The following is a 13,244-nucleotide window of genomic DNA, read 5'->3' on the forward strand; positions in this document are numbered from 1 at the left end:
TTGTGGTCAATACATCGTATGAAGAAGCGGCTCACTCATCCGGCCATCACCATCGACCTGATCATTTATGAAGGTTTCAAGCTTCTGGACGCGGTCGGACCGATGTCCGTGTTCTCTTATGCGAACATCCATCTTGCGGAGCTGGGCCGCCCGCCAGGTTACGACGTGCGGATTGTTGCGAGCAAGGTAGCCCCCATTGCATCCGACTCGGTCGCATCCCTCACGCCGACCAAATCGCTTTCTCCATTGTCGGTGCCGCATACCGCGTTCGTCGTAGGCACGCGGAGCATCGACGACGCCGTCGCGCAAAACCCTGAAATCGTTGATTGGTTCGGCTCGGCGGCGAGTCGGCTCCAAAGAACCGCGGGACTGTGTTCCGGCGTCTTCTTCCTTGCCGCCGCCGGTCTGCTCGCCGGACATCGCGCCACGACACACTGGAGCGTTCGAGATGAACTGAAGGATCGCTATCCTGACGTTTCAATCGATGAGGAATGCATCTTCCTGAACGACGATTGGCTGTGGACATCAGCTGGCGTCACTGCCGGGATCGACCTGGCACTCGCAATGGTCGAGCAAGATCACGGTCCGGAACTTGCCCATCTGGTCGCCCGCGATCTCGTGGTCTATCTGAAGCGCTCGGGCACACAGTCGCAGTTGAGCGTACACCTTCGAGTTCAGCAGACCAGCCGAATTGAAATTCGGCACCTGCAAGAGTGGCTTCTGGAAAACATCACACGGAAGCTCTCCGTTGCCGAGATGGCCAGATACATCTCAATGAGCGAGCGTAACTTCTTGAGGGTATTCCATGAGGAAATGGGCATGACGCCTGGACGTTATCTGGAGAAGACACGTATCGATATGGCGAGCCAGCTACTTCGCGAGACGTCCCTGCCTGCCAAGGCGATCGCGAGCCACGTCGGGTTCGGGAGCTACGAACTGATGCGACGCTCCTTTCAAAAGGTGCTCGGTATAAGCCCGAGCACCTGCAGAAGCGCAGACGAAAAAACGAAGCCGAAAAATGCCGCTTACGCTTCGGCTCAGGTGCCGCCAGCCGATCACCGAGAAACCTGAAAGGGGTGGATTCCTTTACCCGGATGGGAAAGGTTCCGCCTGCCTTCGTTGCGATTGCGAGACGAACGCAGGCGGATCGATCCGATAGAAGTAGTACTGGCGCGGCGGGAAAACTCAAGGCCAAAGGCTCATCTCTGGCAACGGCGCCAGGTCATTCAGCCTTGAAGCAATAGACAGCAAGTTTGTTGCCATCCAGATCGCGCACATAAGCGGCGTATGCGTTTGGTGCCCAGCCACGTGGTCCCGCAGGACCTTCGCATTTTCCACCGGCGGCAAGCGCGCTTTTGTGGAATGCGTCGATCGACTTGCGATCGGGTGCTTCAAACGAGACGGTCACACCGTTCCCGACGGTGGCTGCCTGGCCATTCGCCGGCTTCAGAACGAAGAAAGACGGAGACTCCTGACCCCAGATGGAGCCGCTGTCGTTGAGGTCGGCGACACGCTTCAAGCCGATTTCTCCAAGTACACGATCGTAGAACGAGCGCGCATTCTCGAGATTGTTCGTGCCAACAGTGATGTGCGTAAAGACTGCCATGATTGTCCTCTTTGAGTGACGTGATGGTACGGCGCAGAGCGCCAGAATGAATCTTCGGATGAATGTGTATTCACCCTCGGTACGCACCGAGGGCACGCGCGTGATGCGCGATGTGATCGGCGATGAACGTCGAGATGAAGTAGTACCCGTGGTCGTAGCCCGGATGGCGGCGCAGCGTCAGCGGCTGGCCTGCCTTCGCGCACGCGGCCTCGAACACGTCGGGGTTCAGCTGGTTCGCGAGGAATTGATCGGCCAGCCCCTGGTCGACGAGGATGCCGTCCGCGAACTTCGTCGCATCGGCGCGCGCGACGAGTTCGCTCGCGTCGTGTGCCTTCCAGGCATCGCGATCAGCGCCAAGGTAACCCGAGAATGCCTTCTCGCCCCACGGGCAGCGTGTCGGCGCGGCGATCGGCGCGAACGCCGATACCGACCGGTACAGCCCGGGATGACGCAGCGCAAGCGTCAGCGCGCCGTGCCCGCCCATCGAGTGACCGAAGATCCCGAGCCGCGCGCCGTCGATCGGCAGTTCGGCCGTGACGAGTTCGCGCAGCTCGCCCGTCACGTACGACTCCATCCGGTAATGCGCGGACCACGGCGCTTCGGTCGCGTCGACATAGAAGCCCGCGCCGACGCCGAAGTCCCACGCGTCGGTCTCGCCCGGCATGCCCGCGCCGCGCGGGCTCGTGTCCGGCATCACGAGCGCGATGCCGTGCTGCGCCGCGTATTGCTGCGCGCCGGCCTTGATCGCGAACGTCTCGTCGGTGCACGTGAGCCCCGCGAGATAGAACAGCGCCGGCACGCGGCCGTGCGCGGCCTGCGGCGGCAGGTACACCGAGAATTTCATCGGCAGGCCGATGGCCGCCGAATCGTGACGGTAGAAACGCTGCTCGCCGCCGTGGCACGCATGCGAGGAAACGAGTTCAAGCATCGCGGTGCGCTCCCGGTCAGTACAGCACGACCGAACGGATCGACTCGCCGGCCTTCATCAGGTCGAAGCCTTCATTGATCCGCTCGAGCGGCAGCGTGTGCGTGATCAGGTCGTCGATGTTGATCTTGCCTTCCATGTACCAGTCGACGATCTTCGGCACGTCGGTGCGGCCGCGTGCGCCGCCGAACGCCGAGCCCTTCCACTCGCGGCCCGTCACCAGCTGGAACGGACGCGTGCTGATTTCCTCGCCCGCTGCCGCCACGCCGATGATGAACGACTGGCCCCAGCCCTTGTGCGTGCACTCGAGCGCCTGGCGCATCAGCTTCACGTTGCCCACGCATTCGAACGAGTAATCCGCGCCGCCGTCGGTCAGCTGCACGATGTGGTCGACCACGTTCTCGACTTCGTTCGGGTTGATGAAGTGCGTCATCCCGAACTTCTTCGCGAGCTCGACGCGCTTCGGGTTGATGTCGACGCCGATGATCTTGTCCGCGCCGACCATCTTCGCGCCCTGGATCACGTTCAGGCCGATCCCGCCGAGGCCGAACACGACGACGTTCGCGCCGGCCTCGACCTTCGCCGAGTACACGACCTCGCCGACGCCCGTCGTCACGCCGCAGCCGATGTAGCAGATCTTGTCGAACGGCGCATCCTCGCGCACCTTCGCTACCGCGATCTCGGGCACGACGATGTAGTTCGAGAACGTCGACGTCCCCATGTAGTGGAACAGCGGCTTGCCGTCGAGCGAGAAGCGCGACGTCGCGTCGGGCATCAGGCCCTTGCCCTGCGTCGCGCGGATCTTCTGGCACAGGTTGGTCTTGCGCGACAGGCAGAACTTGCACTCGCGGCATTCGGGCGTGTAGAGCGGAATCACGTGATCGCCCTTGCGCAAGGTGCCGACGCCGGGGCCGACGTCGACCACGACGCCCGCGCCTTCATGGCCGAGGATCGCCGGGAAGATCCCTTCCGGATCGGCGCCCGACAGCGTGTAGTAGTCGGTGTGGCAGATGCCGGTAGCCTTTACTTCGATCAGCACTTCGCCGGCACGCGGCCCTTCGAGATCGACTTCCTCGATCGTGAGAGGCTGCCCTGCCTTCCAGGCGATTGCGGCTTTCGTTTTCATCTCAATCCTCGATCTATTTGCTGGAACGAAGATTAAATGTCGAAGAACGCTCAGCAAACGCTTCTCCTGAATGTTGGCGGGATCGTTGCGCACGATGGCGCGAATCAGTGCATCTGCTTCCAACCTGAAATCTACGCTTGGGTGGCCCCCTTTTCGTCATTCGTGCCCTTGACCTGGGACACCTGGGTGTATCCCGCACTAGGGGAAACACTGGCTTTGCAACTTTGGGATGATTGACGATTGATTTCGGCCGCAGAAAATCAGTTCGACAGATGCCGGTACCGCACGGAAATCCGTCTCCAGCGAGAGGTCGATGCGACAGATCAACACAGATCAGAAGAACTTGCGTTGACAAATGTACAAGCCGATAACGCCAGCTTTTCGCCCCAATTTTGGAAGGAACCCCACCATGGATGCCGCAAGAGAAGTAGATCAACCGCACCTGCGGAAGGGCGCTTTAGGGCTCTTCGCAATAGTCTCGGCCGTCATCGCAACCAACGGCCCCTTGACCGCTCTGGTTGGAGCGGTTCCCGTTTCCCTCACCATGGGCAACGGCATCGGGCTGCCTTCGGTATTTGTCATCGTCGGCCTAGTCTATGTGCTCTTCAGCGTCGGTTTCACCGCAATGAGCAAATACACCACGAACGCGGGTGCGTTCTATGCGTACATCGCTCAGGGACTCGGGCGGCCGTGGGGCATCAGTGCAGCGTTTGTCGCCATCTTGTCGTATAACGCAATGCAGCTCGCCTGTTACGGCATGCTTGGATTCTTCCTGTCGACAGGCTTACACGACTGGATTGGCGTTGACGTGCCATGGTGGATATGCTGCCTGGGTGCGCTACTTGTCATTCTCGTAGCGAGTGTCACCAACATCGAGATCAGCGGTCGATTATTGTTTTTCCTCCTCGCCGCCGAAATGCTCGTCATCGCCGCATTCGACGTCGCTGCAGTTTTGCATGGCGGTCCCGCTGGCTATACGCTCGCACCTTTCACCCCGCAGCATACCTTCACTGCCGGTTTTGGAACGGCAATCGTGTTTGTCGTCGGGTCATACATGGGCTTTGAAACCACCGCGATTTATGCGGAAGAAGCAAAGGAGCCGCATCGCAATATTCCATTGGCGACGTATATCTCCATCACGACGATCATGGTGCTGTACACCTTCTCCGTTTGGGCGCTGATCGTCGTCTGGGGACCGAGCGAGGTCGTCTCCATGGCTGGGAAAGATCCTGCCGGTTTGTGGTACGGAATGGCAGAGCGAATCGCCGGCAAATTCATTTCCGAGGCGATGCAAGCGCTGATGCTTACCAGCCTGTTCGCCGCACTTCTCAGCTTCCACAACACTACGTCCCGGTACATTTTCTCGCTCGGGCGAGAGGAAGTGCTGCCAAAGGTGCTCTCAACGGTATCACGAGGACAGCAAGCGCCCGTAGTTGCATGTGCGGTGCAAGCTACCGCCGTGGCCGCCGCTCTGCTCCTGTTCGCGTGGTCGAAGTCCGACCCGATGAACGTCGTCCTGCCCTATACGGCCGCACTCTCGACCATCGGTCTCCTGTCGGTTCAATGCTTGACTTCGCTTTCGGTAATCGCCTTTTTCATGCGGGGCGGTCGTGGCGAGAGCGCGTGGGTGAGGCAAATAGCGCCGGCGGCGAGCGCAATCGCGCTTGCGTGGTTCGTCTTCATGGAAGTCAGCCACCTTGATCTGATGACTGGATCGACGTCGCGGTGGATCTACTGCTTCCCTTACGGCATCGCGACGCTGGCGCTCTTAGGGGTCGTGTACGCACTTTGGTTGCGCAAGGCTCGTCCGGATCGCTACAGCAGTCTGGGGCGCTTCCTCTCCGAGTTGTGAGTTTCACGGAAAGTTCAAAACATGGCTCGTAAGCGAGCCAACTGAAACCCATCAATCGGTCCAACGCAGGCGGCGACCTCTGCGGGGCGGCGTTCGACCGAAACACATCGATTCCAGGAGCCGTTCGAATGCGCAATCCAAAAATCAACTCGTATTCGGTAATGAATCGCTACGCGAGTTCATCCTCTCTCAATGCCAGGCATGCAAAGTTTCGGACCCGCGCAATCTGTTCATCTGTCGCGGCTATCTTCGCGTGCGGACCGATGATTGCCGCGGCCCAAAGCAGCGTCACACTTTATGGTGTAGTTGACACCGGCATCACGTTCCTGTCCAACCAGCAGATTGCAGACGGCGCGGGTGCTTCGGGAAAACGCGCGTGGCAAATGACAGCCGGTAACAGTGCGCCGTCATCATTCGGCATTAAAGGCGTGGAGGATCTCGGCGGCGGAATGGCTGCAACTTTCAATTTGCAGAATTATTTTCAATCGAACAACGGTGCTTTATTTGAGCCCAACGGACTGTTTGACGCGAATGCAACCGTTGGCCTCAAGTCCGACAAACTCGGGGTACTCACCCTTGGCCGCCAGTTCGACTCGTACACGACGTATCTCGCACCATACGCATCGAGCAATGTCTGGTCCGGATTTGCAGGCGCGCACTTTGGCGACGTCGACAATCTGAATGCCGCGTTCAATGTGAACAATTCCGTTGTGTATACGAGCCCGTCCTTTGGTGGCTTCTCCTTCAGCGGCACGTTCAGCCTGGGCAATCAACCTGGAACGTTCGCGACCAATCGTGCATGGGCCGTCGCGGCTGGTTACCAGTCTGGTGCCCTCTCCGTTGCGGCCGGTTATCTTTCGCTGCGGGATCCGTTCACAGCAGCCTTAGGGGGCAACAACGCATACATCGGCGAGTTTAGCTGCGGCCAAAGCCCGTCGAACTATTGCCAGCTGCAGAACGCGAGCGAGCTTCGGACATACGGGGTCGGAGGCAGCTACAGTTTCGGCCGATTCAACGTGAATGCCACGCTTACGCGCGCGAAGTTGCTGGCCAGTCGGTATCTCGTCCAAGTCGGCGGCCCGGTTAGCGATGTGCGATTCGATACAGCCGAAGTCAATACTCTGTACAATTTTTCTGAGGCGCTGCAATTCGGCCTAGCCTATGCATACACGATTGGAAAGATATCCGAAACGGGGGATCGGCCTCAGATTCACAAGGTAAGCCTCGCGACGATCTATAACGTTTCGAAGCGGACGCAGCTCTACCTGATCGGCAATTTCGAAAAAATGGCAGGTGATGGAATCGGCATTAATCCCGTAACCGGCTCTCTCGAGCGCTACGCACAACTCTCATATTTCGGCAATTCGAACTCATCTAACCAGCTTGCCGTGTCTGTTGGTATCAAGCATACGTTCTAGTTGTTGCGGATGGTTAGATTCGAAGCGTCCGTCGCCGGGTGCGGCTGCAAATGATCGAACAGTGGTCGTTCGATGACGGCCGGCGATTGGATGCTCCGGGTTGCGCATTCAATCCGTCGACGCAACGAATTGATGAAATCGCTCAGCCGGTGTATCGAAGTCCAGCTGTAGGAGTTCACAATCAATGCTAGCCGTGCCCAAAGGAGTGCTAGCAATGTTCACTAATACTGCTAGCGTAGTGTTTTGCTCAGCCTAAGCGGTGGGCATCGATAACGTGATATCGCCCGCAGCGCGGCGTCGAAATTCGGAGCTCTGGCAAAAATCGATTGCGGAACAGTCTCGAGCAGGCTGTGGTGCACCCGGCAGTAGTCGGCTGACGGATCGAGCCACTCCCTCTTCCACCGTGACGCAGTGACATCGGCGTCGTTCAGAACAAGACATCTGAAGCAATACACCAAGTACTTCTGATCGAAGACCCACTCATGCGGCGTCTGGATCATGCTCAGAATACCGTCGTTGAGCCGCGCTGCGCGAGATAGACGGCTCAGGGTTGGGGATGGAACTGGGGGAAAGAGGATCCAGCCGGCCTTGGTCAGGCTAGGCATCGCTACGCCTGTGCCCGATTCCCAGATCAAGTCTACGCTCGTCTGATACCGCGCCGCGATGCGACCCAACCAGCTACCAAACGCCTCTTCCAGGAAGGGGCGAGGTGCGATGGGCCACGGCCTGTGGGTTTCAGACATGCGCGCGGGCAACTCGTTCAAGGTGAGCGATATCGATGCACTCGTCACCGTTCCTGATCGCCAACTCGGCTGCTTCGTTGAGGATCGTAGATATGGCGCCAGTTAGCCCTCCGCTTATCTCGAGAACGAGCTGGACAATCTCACGCCGCGACAGATTCGATGGTTTTCGTAGCGGCAAGACTTTCTCGAACGCAGCCATGAGCCTGCGAAGACTTTCACTTTCCCTCCACCTTGGGATCTCGAATGGCCTGTAGCGGCTGATCATCTGCGAATCGGTCTGAAGCCCTAGAACGGCATCGCGCGTACCGACAAGGACCATGCTAATCTGCAGGTCGTTGGCTAGGTATTTTAGAAGGTTCAAAGAGGCGCGTTGCTCACGATACGTTCCGGCGAGCAGGTGATGAACCTCGTCTACGATTAGCATCTGCGGCGACATCCGCCGCAATATGTCGCGAGCGAGCCGCTCGAGTGTGGCAAGCCCCGCCGCGGGGTTATGTGGCGCACCGAGCTCAAAGAGCAAAGCGGCGTAGAAGCGGTGCTGATCGGGGGTGGGAGGCATCTGTACGCTCACGACCGGACACCGCTCTACCCCGGTTCTCTCGTCGAACTCGCAGGGGTGCGCCCGCCTGAACTTGGCCGTTATCTTGGTTTTCCCGATGTTCGAGTCGCCGTGCAGCAGAAGACACGGCATGCGCTCACGTCTCGGCGTGTCATAGAGCCGCTGCAGTAGCTGCAAAGCTTCAGTCGCTCGGGGATAGTCGATCCACCGGTCACGTAGCAGACTCTTTATGCGATCCTCTTTTCCGAGTAGGACCTGATCTCTTGCTGCGGGTAGCAGATGCGCGAAATCATCTTGCTTCATGCTGGCCCCCCTACCACTGTTCAACGTCATACGCGGTAACTGGTGCGTCGTAGTTCACCTGCTCGACCTGCCGCTGTTCAGTGAGTGAAAGATCTTCGATGCTGCTCTTCGGAACCAAACCGCCAGCTTGACGCGCCATGCGGCGTCGCGCTCGACTAGCCCGCTGGGAAGTGACGACCAGTTGTCGCTGCTGCTCAACAGTCTCGAATATCTCCCTCTCCGATACTGCCCGTTGTCCCCTAGCCCGGATAGCTCGCAAAGCTGCACGCTGTTCGAACAGCGAGATGGGAGGCCGACGCAAGTCCGCGTATCGCACTTCAACGAAACTGCCTCTGCCAGCGCTTACGAAGATGCGCGAGAGGTCTTCTGGGTGATAGCGGATCGTCACGGACCGGCGTGTTTCCCGCCATGCCGCGAACAAGGGATGCCAATAGCGGATCAGGAAGAGCTTGAGGCCGTCCCGCTGAATGGTCCGGGATGCGACTGGCAGAAACCGGATCAGAAACTTCAGTTCGGCATCCGGTTGAGCTGGCAAGCATCGTGAATCCGATGCTCGCCATGTTTCCTGCCACTTTTGCGCGGGCTGAAGTCCCAACAAACCGCGGTGAGGGCTGCAGTGATAACGCCTGCCGATCTCGACAGCCAGCCACTGCTCGAACTGCTTCAACGTAAGTGAAGCTGTCTTTTCGGCCTGGCGCGCCTTGCGCCCTTTGACTGACGATCCAGTCGAACCAGGGAGGCCACGCACGCGCTCCATCAAGGTCCTGTTCAGCCGCTCGATGTGGCCACCAAAGTGCGGCTTGCCCACCGGTCGGTACATCAGTTCAATGCCGTACTCGCGGCATCCACTGCGAAGGGCACGGCTTTTGAATTCGGCCGCGTTATCAAGATGCAGCGTTCGAGGGATACCGCGCATCGGCCAGTCAGCCTCAACGCCTAGTCTTTCGAGCCACGGCTCTTTGCGCAGAACTACGCGCGAGAGGAGCAAGCTTACCGTCGCAGCCCCCGGCCTCTCCATTGCGACATAAAAGCCAAGCACACATCTCGTAGCAACGTCGAGAGCCACAGACAGCCACGGTCGACCGATAATCTGTCCGTCCAGTTCGCTAACGAGCAGGATGTCCGCTTGCGTGTGATCAACCTGCACGATATCTAACGGATGTCGGACCTGGAATGTGCCAGGGGCAACTGCAGCGTTCGGGAGCGCAGCTCGTGCCAAAGCATCCTGCTCGCGATAGGAGAGCCACCGTCGAGCAATTGTTGACCTGCTTGGAGGCGATAGACCTGCAACGCTGCAACGACGTTTCACCTCAAGTACAAGATCAGTTGCAGGATGCGCAAGGTGTCGCTGATCAGGGAGCCATTCGTGCACGGCCTCGTCGATGACGCATTCGACGGCGGCGTCCAGTCTGCCCCCGGTCGCCCTACCCGGCTGCCTTGGCTCTAATGTGCTGGCGACCGGATCTGCGAGGAAACGTCGACGCAGGCGATATACGGTGGTGCAGTGAACGCCTAATAGCTGTGCTGCTCGTTCAGCCTGCTGTCGGGAAAGCACGCCGTTGCCAAGCGGTCGAAGCACGGACGCAATCTTCGCTGCTCGAGCGGCCCGCTCTTCGATCGAAGCCATATGGATCCCTATCAATCCACGCGACACGTGCGCTAGCAGTATTAAAGAACACGTGCAACGTGCTAGCAACGTTAGTGAACATAGGCCAAGTTTCTGTTGCAGAAACGCAACGGCCAAGCAGCCGACAGAAAGCTCCAAAAAGTCCCTGTTCGCCGAGGCTTCTTTGAGAATTTCCGCTAGCAACGTTTCTGAACACGGCTAGCGCTAATAATGAACGCCTACACTATACGCACGTGCTGGATCAGCACGGCATTGTCTATAACCAACCGATCGTGCTGAACGAACGGCAGGCGGGCGTGGCCATCGAAGGTGTACTGCGGCATAACGAAAACCGAGACGATGGCGGACTGTTGCGACTCTCCGTCGACACGCACGGGTACACGAGCGTGGGGATGGCCGTCTCGAAGCTACTGGGCTTCGATCTGTGTCCGGGCCTGCGCAATTTGGCCGAGCGCAAGTTGTATTTGCCGCGCGGATTTGCCGTCTCCGAAGGACTGGCGCCGGTCGTGGCCCACGACGTTTCGCTCAAGGCGATTCGCGACGGCTGGGACGAGCTGCTGCGGCTCGTCGCCTCGATTCAGTCCGGCCGCGTCAGCGCGGTGGTTGCGCTGCAGCGGTTCGGCAGTGCCGCACAAGGCGACCCGGTGCATCGGGCCGCCGATCAACTCGGCAAGTTGCTGCGCACGCTTTTCCTGTGCGATTACTTCAGCAACGTGGCGTTCCGCCGGGAGCTGCATGCGCTGCTGAATCGCGGCGAGTCGGTCCACCAGCTTCAGCGCGCGTTGTTATGCTGATCGGCCTTGCCGCGCGCAACACTGAGCGGCCGTTGTGGAGCCGCCCGAACGGTTCTTTGGACCGTCAGCCGCCGGGTTGAATCTGCAAGGCAGAGCTGACGGCTGCCGTACAGCACGCCCTTGGTGTTGACGTCGATCATCCGGTCCCACTCGTCCACGTGCAGGCGTTCGAGCATCGGGCTCGGCATCAGCCCGGCGTTGTTCAGCATCACGTCGATGCGGCTGTGCATGTCGACCGCGCGATCGACCAGGCGCTCGACTGCGTCGCGGTCGGTAACGTCCGTTTCGAGAACTGCTTGCCGCCCGGCGCCGATTTCGTCGGCGAGCCGCTCCACCCGGTCCACGCGGCGTGCGCCGAGCACCAGCTGCGCACCGCGTTTCGCGAGATGCCGCGCAGTTTCTTCGCCGAGGCCGCTGCTCGCGCTGGTAATGACGACGACTTTGCCATCGATGTTTTCGGTAACGATGCTCCTCTCTTCAGTTGCGCGCGCGTCAAGCCGCGCGCCGTGAAAATACGTCCTTGAACGCAGGCATCGCCGAAAAGACGTTCGGCCATCCCGCGTAGAACGCCAGTTGCGTCAACGTCTCGGACGCTTCGGCCTGCGTGAGCCCGTTGTCCATCGCGCGGTTCAGGTGATACGGGATCTGCGCCACCTGGCCGTTGGCGACGAGCGCACTCACCGTCACCAGGCTGCGGTCGCGCGGCGCGAGCCCCGGGCGAAGCCACAAGTCGCGAAACAGCGCATCGGTCGTGTACGCGACCACGCCCGGCGCGACGGCGCCGAAGTTTTCCGCGACCGACCGTGCGCGCTGCGCCTCGGCCGCCTCGTTCAGCGGCAGCGGCGCAACGTCCGCCGGCGCGAGTTGATTGGGCCCGATGCCGCGTTCGTCATAGACGTGCTTGACGACAATCGATGCGGCGCTCGCGTTGGCCCATCCCGCGTAAAAGGCCAGGTGCGCGATCATTTCCGATATTTCCGCGGGCTTCACGCCGTGATCCAGCGCGAGGCGGACATGCAGCGGCATCTCGCCGGTCGGGCCGCGAGCGATCAGCACCGACAGCGTCACGATGCTGCGATCACGCGGCGATAGTTGCGGCCGCTTCCACAGGCCGTCGAACACGATGTGCGTCGTGTATCGCTCGAAGGCCGGGGCAACGGCTTTCAAATCGGTGGAAGACAAGGTTTCCTGCATGATGTCGGTCCTTTGCATGTGGGTGCACGCGGCGGTAAGCAGGGCCAGGCCCGTCGCGGCGACGAGCCGCAACGGGCAGCGCGTACGCTCGTCACCGCGCGCCGTATTGCGCATCGGTGACGTGTTCGAGCCAGTTGACGTTGCTGCCATCGAGCGCCTCCTGAAGCGCGATATGCGTGACGCCCGTCGTGGCGGACGCCCCGTGCCAGTGCTTGACGCCGGCAGGAATCGACACAACGTCGCCCGCGACGATCGGCTGTCGTTCCCGGCCCCATTCCTGAACCCAGCCGCGTCCCGAAGTCACGACCAGCGTCTGGCCGAGCAGATGCGTGTGCCACGCGGTGTGAGCGCGGGGCGCGAACGTGACCAGACCGCCCGACAGGCGCAAAGGCGGGTTCGCCTGAAAGAGCGGATCGATGCGCACTTGGCCCGTGAAGCGCTGCGGCGCGCCCGGCTCGGAAGATCGCGTGCCGCTGCGCGCAACCGCGATGCCCGTGCTTACCGCCTCGTCGGCCGATGCGGCGAATGAGGCGCAGGCGAGCATCAAGACCAAGGCAGCGGGCGCGTTCATTACGGTTCGTCGCTGCCGAAGTATTGCTCGTCCGTCACCTTGTCCAGCCAGTGGACGTTCTTGCCATCGAGCGCCTCCTGAATCGCGATATGCGTCATCGCGGTGGTCGACGTCGCACCGTGCCAGTGCTTGTGACCCGGCGGGCACCAGATCACGTCGCCCGCACGGATCTCGACGCGCGGCTCGCCGTCGCATTGCGTCCAGCCACAGCCGGCAGTCACGAGCAGGGTCTGGCCGAGCGGATGCGTATGCCATGCGGTGCGTGCGCCCGGCTCGAACGTCACGCTGGCGCACGACACGCGCGCCGGCGGCGGCGGTGCGTTCAGTGGGTCGATCCGGACCGTGCCGGTGAACCATTCTGCGGGGCCTTTGATCGAGGCCTGCGAGCCCGCGCGCTTCAGTTCCATGATGTCGTCCTCTTCCGAAAAGGGTGCCGCATGGATCGTTCCAGCGGTCAGCCATCGCACTTTAACGACTCGCGATTCACGCGACTAGATGGCAAAATCGGCATAGGCCTATGCTGTGG

At 60.3% G+C, this 13,244-nt stretch carries 12 protein-coding genes and 2 pseudogenes; 4 read left to right on the top strand and 10 right to left on the bottom strand.

Annotated elements, in window-relative coordinates; genetic code table 11:
* The first annotated feature begins 18 nt into the window (after positions 1-18).
* Positions 19-1,071, top strand: a complete 1,053-nt coding sequence (locus tag MMB92_RS19975; protein ID WP_080465592.1) for a helix-turn-helix domain-containing protein — start codon at positions 19-21, stop codon at positions 1,069-1,071.
* Positions 1,072-1,222: 151 nt separating this feature from the next.
* Here the strand turns inward: MMB92_RS19975 and MMB92_RS19980 are convergent, their stop codons facing one another.
* The 3 genes from MMB92_RS19980 to MMB92_RS19990 form a co-directional block, all read right to left on the bottom strand.
* On the bottom strand, positions 1,223-1,606 hold the full coding sequence (locus MMB92_RS19980) for a VOC family protein (RefSeq protein ID WP_080287976.1): 384 nt from the start codon (positions 1,604-1,606) through the stop codon (positions 1,223-1,225).
* Positions 1,607-1,676: 70 nt separating this feature from the next.
* Positions 1,677-2,534: an S-formylglutathione hydrolase gene (gene fghA / locus MMB92_RS19985; RefSeq protein ID WP_062885790.1), complete on the bottom strand. Its 858-nt coding sequence runs from the start codon at positions 2,532-2,534 to the stop codon at positions 1,677-1,679.
* A gap of 16 nt (positions 2,535-2,550) precedes the next feature.
* Positions 2,551-3,657 (bottom strand): S-(hydroxymethyl)glutathione dehydrogenase/class III alcohol dehydrogenase, encoded by a 1,107-nt coding sequence (locus MMB92_RS19990; RefSeq protein WP_277562879.1) that lies wholly within the window; start codon positions 3,655-3,657, stop codon positions 2,551-2,553.
* Between the two features lie 409 nt (positions 3,658-4,066).
* On the opposite strand from MMB92_RS19990, the gene MMB92_RS19995 reads away from it, so the two are divergent.
* Complete coding sequence (locus MMB92_RS19995) at positions 4,067-5,509, top strand: APC family permease (protein ID WP_277562880.1); 1,443 nt, start codon at positions 4,067-4,069, stop codon at positions 5,507-5,509.
* A 128-nt stretch (positions 5,510-5,637) separates the two neighbouring features.
* Positions 5,638-6,927: a porin gene (locus tag MMB92_RS20000; protein ID WP_062885792.1), complete on the top strand. Its 1,290-nt coding sequence runs from the start codon at positions 5,638-5,640 to the stop codon at positions 6,925-6,927.
* Positions 6,928-7,157: 230 nt separating this feature from the next.
* Here the strand turns inward: MMB92_RS20000 and MMB92_RS20005 are convergent, their stop codons facing one another.
* From MMB92_RS20005 to MMB92_RS20015, 3 genes are read right to left on the bottom strand one after another with little or no spacing between them, the layout of a single operon-like run.
* Positions 7,158-7,670, bottom strand: coding sequence for a TniQ family protein (locus tag MMB92_RS20005; RefSeq protein ID WP_080465451.1), 513 nt, complete (start codon positions 7,668-7,670; stop codon positions 7,158-7,160).
* A complete protein-coding gene (locus MMB92_RS20010) occupies positions 7,663-8,532 on the bottom strand; it encodes a TniB family NTP-binding protein (protein WP_062883925.1) in 870 nt (289 codons plus the stop codon). Before MMB92_RS20010 ends, MMB92_RS20005 begins: the two co-directional genes overlap by 8 nt.
* A gap of 10 nt (positions 8,533-8,542) precedes the next feature.
* Positions 8,543-10,159, bottom strand: a complete 1,617-nt coding sequence (locus tag MMB92_RS20015; RefSeq protein ID WP_062883924.1) for a Mu transposase C-terminal domain-containing protein — start codon at positions 10,157-10,159, stop codon at positions 8,543-8,545.
* Between the two features lie 224 nt (positions 10,160-10,383).
* Between MMB92_RS20015 and MMB92_RS20020 the strand changes: the two are divergent.
* Positions 10,384-10,944: pseudogene (locus tag MMB92_RS20020) on the top strand (Tn3 family transposase); the annotation flags it as partial.
* Between the two features lie 113 nt (positions 10,945-11,057).
* Here the strand turns inward: MMB92_RS20020 and MMB92_RS20025 are convergent.
* From MMB92_RS20025 to MMB92_RS20040, 4 genes and pseudogenes are all read right to left on the bottom strand, one after another.
* A pseudogene (locus MMB92_RS20025) lies at positions 11,058-11,420 on the bottom strand (SDR family NAD(P)-dependent oxidoreductase); the annotation flags it as partial.
* Between the two features lie 25 nt (positions 11,421-11,445).
* Complete coding sequence (locus tag MMB92_RS20030) at positions 11,446-12,297, bottom strand: carboxymuconolactone decarboxylase family protein (RefSeq protein ID WP_346828522.1); 852 nt, start codon at positions 12,295-12,297, stop codon at positions 11,446-11,448.
* Positions 12,239-12,718 carry a cupin domain-containing protein gene (locus MMB92_RS20035; RefSeq protein WP_277562881.1) on the bottom strand — a complete coding sequence of 160 codons (480 nt, stop codon included), beginning with the start codon at positions 12,716-12,718 and terminating at the stop codon, positions 12,239-12,241. The genes MMB92_RS20030 and MMB92_RS20035 overlap by 59 nt, the downstream gene beginning before the upstream one ends.
* A complete protein-coding gene (locus MMB92_RS20040) occupies positions 12,718-13,125 on the bottom strand; it encodes a cupin domain-containing protein (RefSeq protein WP_059541789.1) in 408 nt (135 codons plus the stop codon). Before MMB92_RS20040 ends, MMB92_RS20035 begins: the two co-directional genes overlap by 1 nt.
* Positions 13,126-13,244 lie beyond the last annotated feature (119 nt).

The sequence above is a fragment of the Burkholderia sp. IO2 genome (assembly GCF_029522185.1).
GTDB classification, from domain to species: Bacteria; Pseudomonadota; Gammaproteobacteria; order Burkholderiales; family Burkholderiaceae; genus Burkholderia; species Burkholderia cenocepacia.